General features: G+C 72.0%; 7 protein-coding genes and 1 pseudogene. 4 read left to right on the top strand and 4 right to left on the bottom strand.

The annotated features are described in order from the left end of the window. From GV126_RS22195 to GV126_RS22180, 4 genes and pseudogenes are all read right to left on the bottom strand, one after another. Positions 1–290 (bottom strand): annotated as a pseudogene (locus GV126_RS22195) (ATP-binding protein); the annotation flags it as partial. Positions 291–778: 488 nt separating this feature from the next. After that, complete coding sequence (locus GV126_RS22190) at positions 779–1,102, bottom strand: STAS domain-containing protein (protein WP_028420279.1); 324 nt, start codon at positions 1,100–1,102, stop codon at positions 779–781. 148 nt (positions 1,103–1,250) lie between these two features. Continuing rightward, entirely contained in the window at positions 1,251–2,099 is an 849-nt protein-coding gene (locus tag GV126_RS22185; RefSeq protein WP_159669632.1) for a 3-hydroxyacyl-CoA dehydrogenase family protein, read from the bottom strand. Between the two features lie 207 nt (positions 2,100–2,306). After that, a complete protein-coding gene (locus tag GV126_RS22180) occupies positions 2,307–2,948 on the bottom strand; it encodes a TetR/AcrR family transcriptional regulator (RefSeq protein WP_159669629.1) in 642 nt (213 codons plus the stop codon). Between the two features lie 91 nt (positions 2,949–3,039). Here GV126_RS22180 and GV126_RS22175 point away from each other — a divergent pair, with 91 nt between their 5' ends. The 4 genes from GV126_RS22175 to GV126_RS22160 all read left to right on the top strand — a co-directional run. Beyond that, positions 3,040–3,825 (top strand): ABC transporter ATP-binding protein, encoded by a 786-nt coding sequence (locus GV126_RS22175; RefSeq protein WP_159669626.1) that lies wholly within the window; start codon positions 3,040–3,042, stop codon positions 3,823–3,825. A gap of 23 nt (positions 3,826–3,848) precedes the next feature. Next, positions 3,849–4,598, top strand: coding sequence for an ABC transporter permease (locus GV126_RS22170; RefSeq protein WP_159669623.1), 750 nt, complete (start codon positions 3,849–3,851; stop codon positions 4,596–4,598). Positions 4,599–4,611: 13 nt separating this feature from the next. Beyond that, entirely contained in the window at positions 4,612–5,187 is a 576-nt protein-coding gene (locus tag GV126_RS22165; protein ID WP_159669620.1) for a cob(I)yrinic acid a,c-diamide adenosyltransferase, read from the top strand. A gap of 321 nt (positions 5,188–5,508) precedes the next feature. After that, on the top strand, positions 5,509–5,957 hold a 449-nt coding region (locus GV126_RS22160), incomplete at its 3' end, for a cellulose-binding domain-containing protein (RefSeq protein ID WP_201299941.1).

Here is a 5,957-nt window from a genome sequence, read left to right as displayed (position 1 = left end):
CCCGGGGAACGCCCTGGCCGGGCGGCACGGTCGGCCTCGGCGCGGTCGGCCTCGGTGTACCGGGGCGCCCGGCCAGGGCGTTCCCCGGGCGGGCAGACCTCGATCTCGCTGCCGTCGACGGGGTTGACGGTGAGCAGGAAGTCGCCCGTGACGAGCTGCACCGTGCGGGCCGGTGCGGGCGCGTGGGGCGCGATGTCGGATGCGAGGGATTCCCTGGGCGGGCGCCGGCCCGGCGTGCGGCCGTCGCCGTCCTGGCCCATGTCCTCGGGCTCCCGGTCGTTCGGGTCCATGGGTTCCATAGGTTCCAAGCCCCCCAAAAGCGTCTCGTGTGCTCGGGCTCGGCGACCGAGCCCACCCTCCCGGCCTTGCCGCACACCACGCTGTCGCTTCTGGTCCGGGCCCGCTCGAGGGTTGCGAGGCAGCGGGCGACCGAACCCTAAACCTTCGCACAGTATCCCCGACAGCCCGGGGTACCGGCCCGCCCGAGACGTCACAGTCTCGTGAGGATTGCGCGCGTCGTACGCTTCGCCGCGGTCGGGCAGCATCACACCGGTCGCCCTGGTCACGGGCGTACGCGACCGTGACCGGGAACGCGCGCAGGGCCCGGGACGAGCGCGCGTCAGCAGGCGGCCGGGCGCAGACCGTCGGGCGCGGACCACCGGATGCACCCACCGGACGCGGCCGGTCGAGCGGGACCGGCCGGGTGGGACGAGCGGGGCGGGCCGTCGTCCGGTGCGCGCCGGCCCGGCGGGTGGCCCGGCAGGCGGGGCGGCCGGGCTCAGACGCGCGGCAGCGTCTCCGCGCCGATGCCGCCCTCGATGGCGAGGATCCGGTGCAGGCGGGTGGCCACCAGCAGGCGCTGCATCTGCGGCGGTACGCCGCGCAGCACCAGGCGCCGGCCGCAGCGGCCGGCGCGCCGGTGGACGCCCATGATCACGCCGAGCCCGGTGGCGTCCCAGGAGTCCAGTTCGGACAGGTCCAGGACCAGGTCTCCCACGCCGTCGTCCACGGCCGAGTGCAGGGCCGTACGGGCGTCCGCCGCGCTGCGGACGTCGAGGCGGCCCCCGACGACCACCTGGGCGTGGTCGCCCCTGATGTACATATGCGCTCCCCGTGAATGCGGTGGCGTGCTCCGTGCGACGGTTGGCTGTGCACCGTCTGACTGTGTGAGCCGCGGTGCGGTTGCTGGTTGTTGGCGAACCGATACCGAATTCACCCCGAAGGGTGATACGGGCGTTGCGTCCGCGGACTCAGTGCTTGTAGAAGCCCTGCCCGCTCTTGCGCCCGATGTCACCGGCGTCCACCATCCGGCGCATCAGCTCCGGCGGGGCGAACTTCTCGTCCTGGGTCTCGGTGTAGATGTTGCTGGTGGCGTGCAGCAGGATGTCGACGCCGGTGAGGTCGGCCGTGGCGAGCGGGCCCATGGCGTGGCCGAAGCCCAGCTTGCAGGCCAGGTCGATGTCCTCGGCGCTGGCCACGCCCGACTCGTACAGCTTGGTGGCCTCCACCACGAGGGCCGAGATGAGGCGGGTGGTGACGAAGCCGGCCACGTCCCGGTTGACGACGATGCAGGTCTTGCCGACGGACTCGGCGAACTCCCGCGCCGCGGCGAGGGTTTCGTCGCTGGTCTTGTAGCCGCGGACCAGCTCGACGAGCTGCATCATCGGCACCGGCGAGAAGAAGTGGACGCCCACGACCCGCTCCGGGCGCTCCGTCACGGCCGCGATCTTGGTGATCGGGATGGCGGAGGTGTTGGAGGCGAGCACGGTGTCCTCGCGCACCAGCTTGTCCAGCGCGCGGAAGATCTCGTGCTTGACGTCCAGCTTCTCGAAGACGGCCTCCACGACGACGTCGGCGTCGGCGGCCGCGTCCAGGTCGGTGGTGGCGGTGATGCGGGCCAGGGCGGCCTCGGCGTCGTCCGCGGCGAGCTTGCCCTTGCTCACGAACTTGTCGTACGAGGCCCTGATGCCGTCGGTGCCACGCCTGAGAGCCTCGTCGGTGACGTCCCGCAGGACGACCTCCCAGCCCGCCTGCGCGGAGACCTGGGCGATGCCGGAACCCATGAGGCCGGCCCCGATGACGGCGAGCTTCCGTGCCACTGACGACTCCCCTTCGAACGACTGCGCGGGCTTGCTCCGCTGTGAACGGCTGCGCGGGCCGGGTCCGCTGTGAGGGCTCGGTCCGCGGGAGCGCTCACCCGCTGGTGACGTATGGCTCCTGGGCGGACACTAGCGCCCGTTCGGGGCTGTGTGACCGGTAAGTAACGCGCGTCACGTCTCAATTGACGGACATCACACCCGCAGGTGTCAGCCGGCGCCTCGGACGGCGTAGTTGAGCACCTTTTCGCTCACCAGGTCCTCGATGTCGTCGAGGAGATCGAGGACTTCCCGGGACACTTCGTTCGGGTGGCGCCCCTTGAGCATCTCGCGGCCGATGGTGACGAAGACCGTCTGCTGGATCCAGCAGATCTGACCCGCCATCAGCCCCGGCAGCGGGTCGTCCGGCGCCGCGCCCGTCTCCTCGCGCAGCGCGGACTCGAGGGTGTCCTGGCTCTCCTGCTGCAGGCTCCACAGCCGGGACCGCAGCGTCGGCGCCTCGTGGACGACGCGCATGAAGCGGCCGTAGCCCTCCATCAGGCCGACGCGCGGGGAGACGGCCTCGACCTCCTCGCGCAGTTCGCGCAGGACGGCCCGGGCGGCCGACTCGCCGACGGCGCGTCCGCGCACCCAGCGGGCGAGCCGCTCGACGACGCCGGCGGCGCGGTCGAGGAAGAGGTCCTCCTTGGCGGGGAAGTAGTTGTAGACGGTGTTGACCGAGACGTCGGCGGCCTCGGCCACGTCCGCCATCGTCACCGCCGCGAAGCCCCGTTCCAGGAAGAGTCCGGTGGCGATGTCCGAAATGCGCTGCCTGGTCTGGCGCTTCTTGCGCTCCCTGAGCCCCTCTGCCATGCCCCCATCGTAGAGCGATCAGGCCATTTTTGAGGCATCCCTAAACTTGGGGTGGTTGCAAGTTTTCAGTGACTCTGTTTTTCTGGGAGTCATGGCAGCAGTCATCAGCGCGGCCGGGCTGGCCCGCACCTTCCAGACCAAGCGCGGCCCGGTCCAGGCCGTGCGCGGCATCGACCTCACCGTCCACGAGGGGGAGATCCTCGGCTTCCTCGGCCCCAACGGCGCCGGCAAGACGACCACCCTGCGGATGCTCACGACCCTGCTGGCCCCCACGGGCGGCACCGCCACGGTCGCGGGGTGCGACCTGAGGACGGACCCGGTCGGCGTGCGCCGGGCGTGCGGCTACGTCGCGCAGTCGGGCGGGGTGGACGCACAGATCACCGTGCGGGAGGAACTGGTCACCCAGGGCCGGATGTACCGGCTCCCCAAGGCGGTGGCCGTCGAGCGCGCCGGGGAGCTGGCGGACGAGCTGGGCCTGACCGGGCTGCTCGACCGGAAGACCGCCGCGCTCTCCGGCGGCCGGCGCCGCCGCCTGGACATCGCGATGGCGCTCACCCACCGCCCGCGCGTGCTGTTCCTGGACGAGCCGACGACCGGCCTGGACCCCGGCAGCCGCGCCGGCCTGTGGGACCTGGTGCGCCGCCTGCGCGACGAGCACGGCACCACGGTCTTCCTCACCACCCACTACCTCGACGAGGCCGACGCCCTCGCCGACCGGCTGGTCGTGGTGGACCAGGGCGTGGTGGTGGCGCAGGGCACGCCGAGCGCGCTCAAGCTGGAGCACGCCGGCTCGATCGACGCCTCGCTGCAGGACGCCTTCCTCGCCATCACCGGCCGCGGCCCCCGCCCGGCCGACGCCACCCCCATCGCCGTCTAGCACCGAGGACCATGGGAACCCGCATGCTTGTCCACGACACCGCCCTCATCTACGGGCGCTACCTGCGCCAGTCCCTGCGCTCCCGCTTCGCGCTGCTCTTCGGCATGCTCACGCCGCTGCTCTACCTGCTCTTCTTCGGCCCGCTGCTCACCGGTCTCCCCCTGGGCGGCAAGGGCAGCTCCTGGCAGACCCTCGTGCCCGGCCTGCTGCTCCAACTCGGCCTGTTCGGCGGCCTGTTCGCGGGCTTCACGATCGTCATCGAGAAGGGACAGGGGGTGGTGGAGCGGATGCGGGTGACCCCGGTCAGCCGGCTGGCGCTGCTGCTCGGGCGCGTCCTGCGGGACGCCACCGTCCTGCTGTTCCAGGCCGTGCTGCTGGTGCTGGCCGCACTGGTGATGGGCCTGCGGGCGCCGCTGTGGGGCGTGCTCATCGGCTTCGGCTTCGTCGCGCTGCTCACTCTCTCGCTGGCCTCGCTGTCGTACGCGCTGGGGATGAAGGCCGACGCCCCGCAGGAGTTCGCGCCGCTGGTCAATGCCGTCTCGATGCCGTCCATGCTGCTGTCCGGCCTGATGCTGCCGATGAGCCTGGCGCCGGCCTGGCTGGACGTGCTCTCCCACTTCGTGCCGTTCCGCTACCTCGTGGACGCGGTGCGCGACGCCTACGTCGGCTCGTACGCCGGCGCGCACGTGCTCTACGGCGTCCTGGTGGCCGTCGGCTTCGCGGCGCTGTCGGTGACGGTGGGCACACGTGTCTTCCGCCGGGCCGGTGCGTAACTACGCTGGGTACATGGTCAATCTGACACGCATCTACACCAGGACCGGCGACCAGGGCACCACCGCCCTCGGGGACATGAGCCGGGTCGCCAAGACCGACCTGCGCATCGCGGCGTACGCCGACGCCAACGAGGCGAACGCGGTGATCGGCACGGCGATCGCGCTGGGCGGCCTCGACGAGGAGGTCGTCAAGGTCCTCGTCCGTGTGCAGAACGACCTGTTCGACGTGGGCGCGGACCTGTCCACGCCGGTGGTGGAGGACCCGAAGTACCCGCCGCTCAGGGTCGAGCAGTTCTACATCGACCGGCTGGAGGCGGACTGCGACCGGTTCAACGCCGAGCTGGACAAGCTGCGCTCCTTCATCCTTCCCGGCGGCACGCCCGGCGCGGCCCTGCTGCACCAGGCGTGCACGGTCGTCCGCCGGGCCGAGCGGTCCACCTGGGCGGCCCTGGCACGCCGGGGGGAGAGGTGCACCCCCCCCCCGCCCCCCCCCCCAACCCCCCTGCCCGCCCTGCTGTTCATCCTGGCGCGGACGGCGAACAAGGAGACCGGTGACGTACTGTGGGTGCCCGGCGGCGAACGGCAGTGACAGCGCGGGGGGGTGCGGGGCCGGCCCCCGGCCCCCCGCCGCGCCCCGGCCGCGGGTGCGCAGGGGGCGGGCGCGCGTCGGGGACGCCGGAGGCAGGGGCGGCGCACGTCAGGGACGCCTGAGGGCAGGGGCGGCGCGCGTCGGGGCTGCCGGTACGCAGAGACTGAGGCACGCCGGGGACGCGCCGCCGGATCCACACTGGTCCAGACCTCTTGACCCCTGGTCCAGACCTTTCTACTCTCGCAGGACCGCGGGCGTGAAGGCTCAGTCACACCCTGCACCTGTCATGCTCTTGACAATCTCCCCGACAAGGAGGCGCGGATGCGCTTCACACACAGAGCCGCGGCAGGGTTCGCGACCCTGTTGCTCCCCCTGGCCGGACTCGTCGGACTCTCGGGCCACGCCCAGGCCGCCGCCGACGCGGCCACGGCGACCGCCACCTTCACCAAGACCAGCGACTGGGGCACCGGCTTCGGCGGCCAGTGGACGATCAAGAACACCGGCTCGGCCGCCATCAGCTCCTGGACCGTGGAGTGGGACTTCCCCTCCGACACCAAGGTCACCTCCGCCTGGGACGCCACCGTCACCAACTCCGGCACCCACTGGACCGCCAAGAACGTCGGCTGGAACGGCAGCATCGCCCCCGGCGCGTCGGTCTCCTTCGGCTTCAACGGCTCCGGTCCCGGCTCCCCGTCCGGCTGCAAGCTCAACGGCGGCAGCTGCGACGGCGCGCCGACCGTCCCCGGCGACAACCCGCCCTCCGCGCCCGG

The sequence above is a fragment of the Streptomyces mexicanus genome, assembly GCF_902506575.1.
In the GTDB taxonomy this organism is placed as follows: domain Bacteria; phylum Actinomycetota; class Actinomycetes; order Streptomycetales; family Streptomycetaceae; genus Streptomyces; species Streptomyces mexicanus.
The sequence above is the reverse complement of the archived record's forward strand: the minus strand, read 5'-3'. Positions and strand labels throughout refer to the sequence as shown.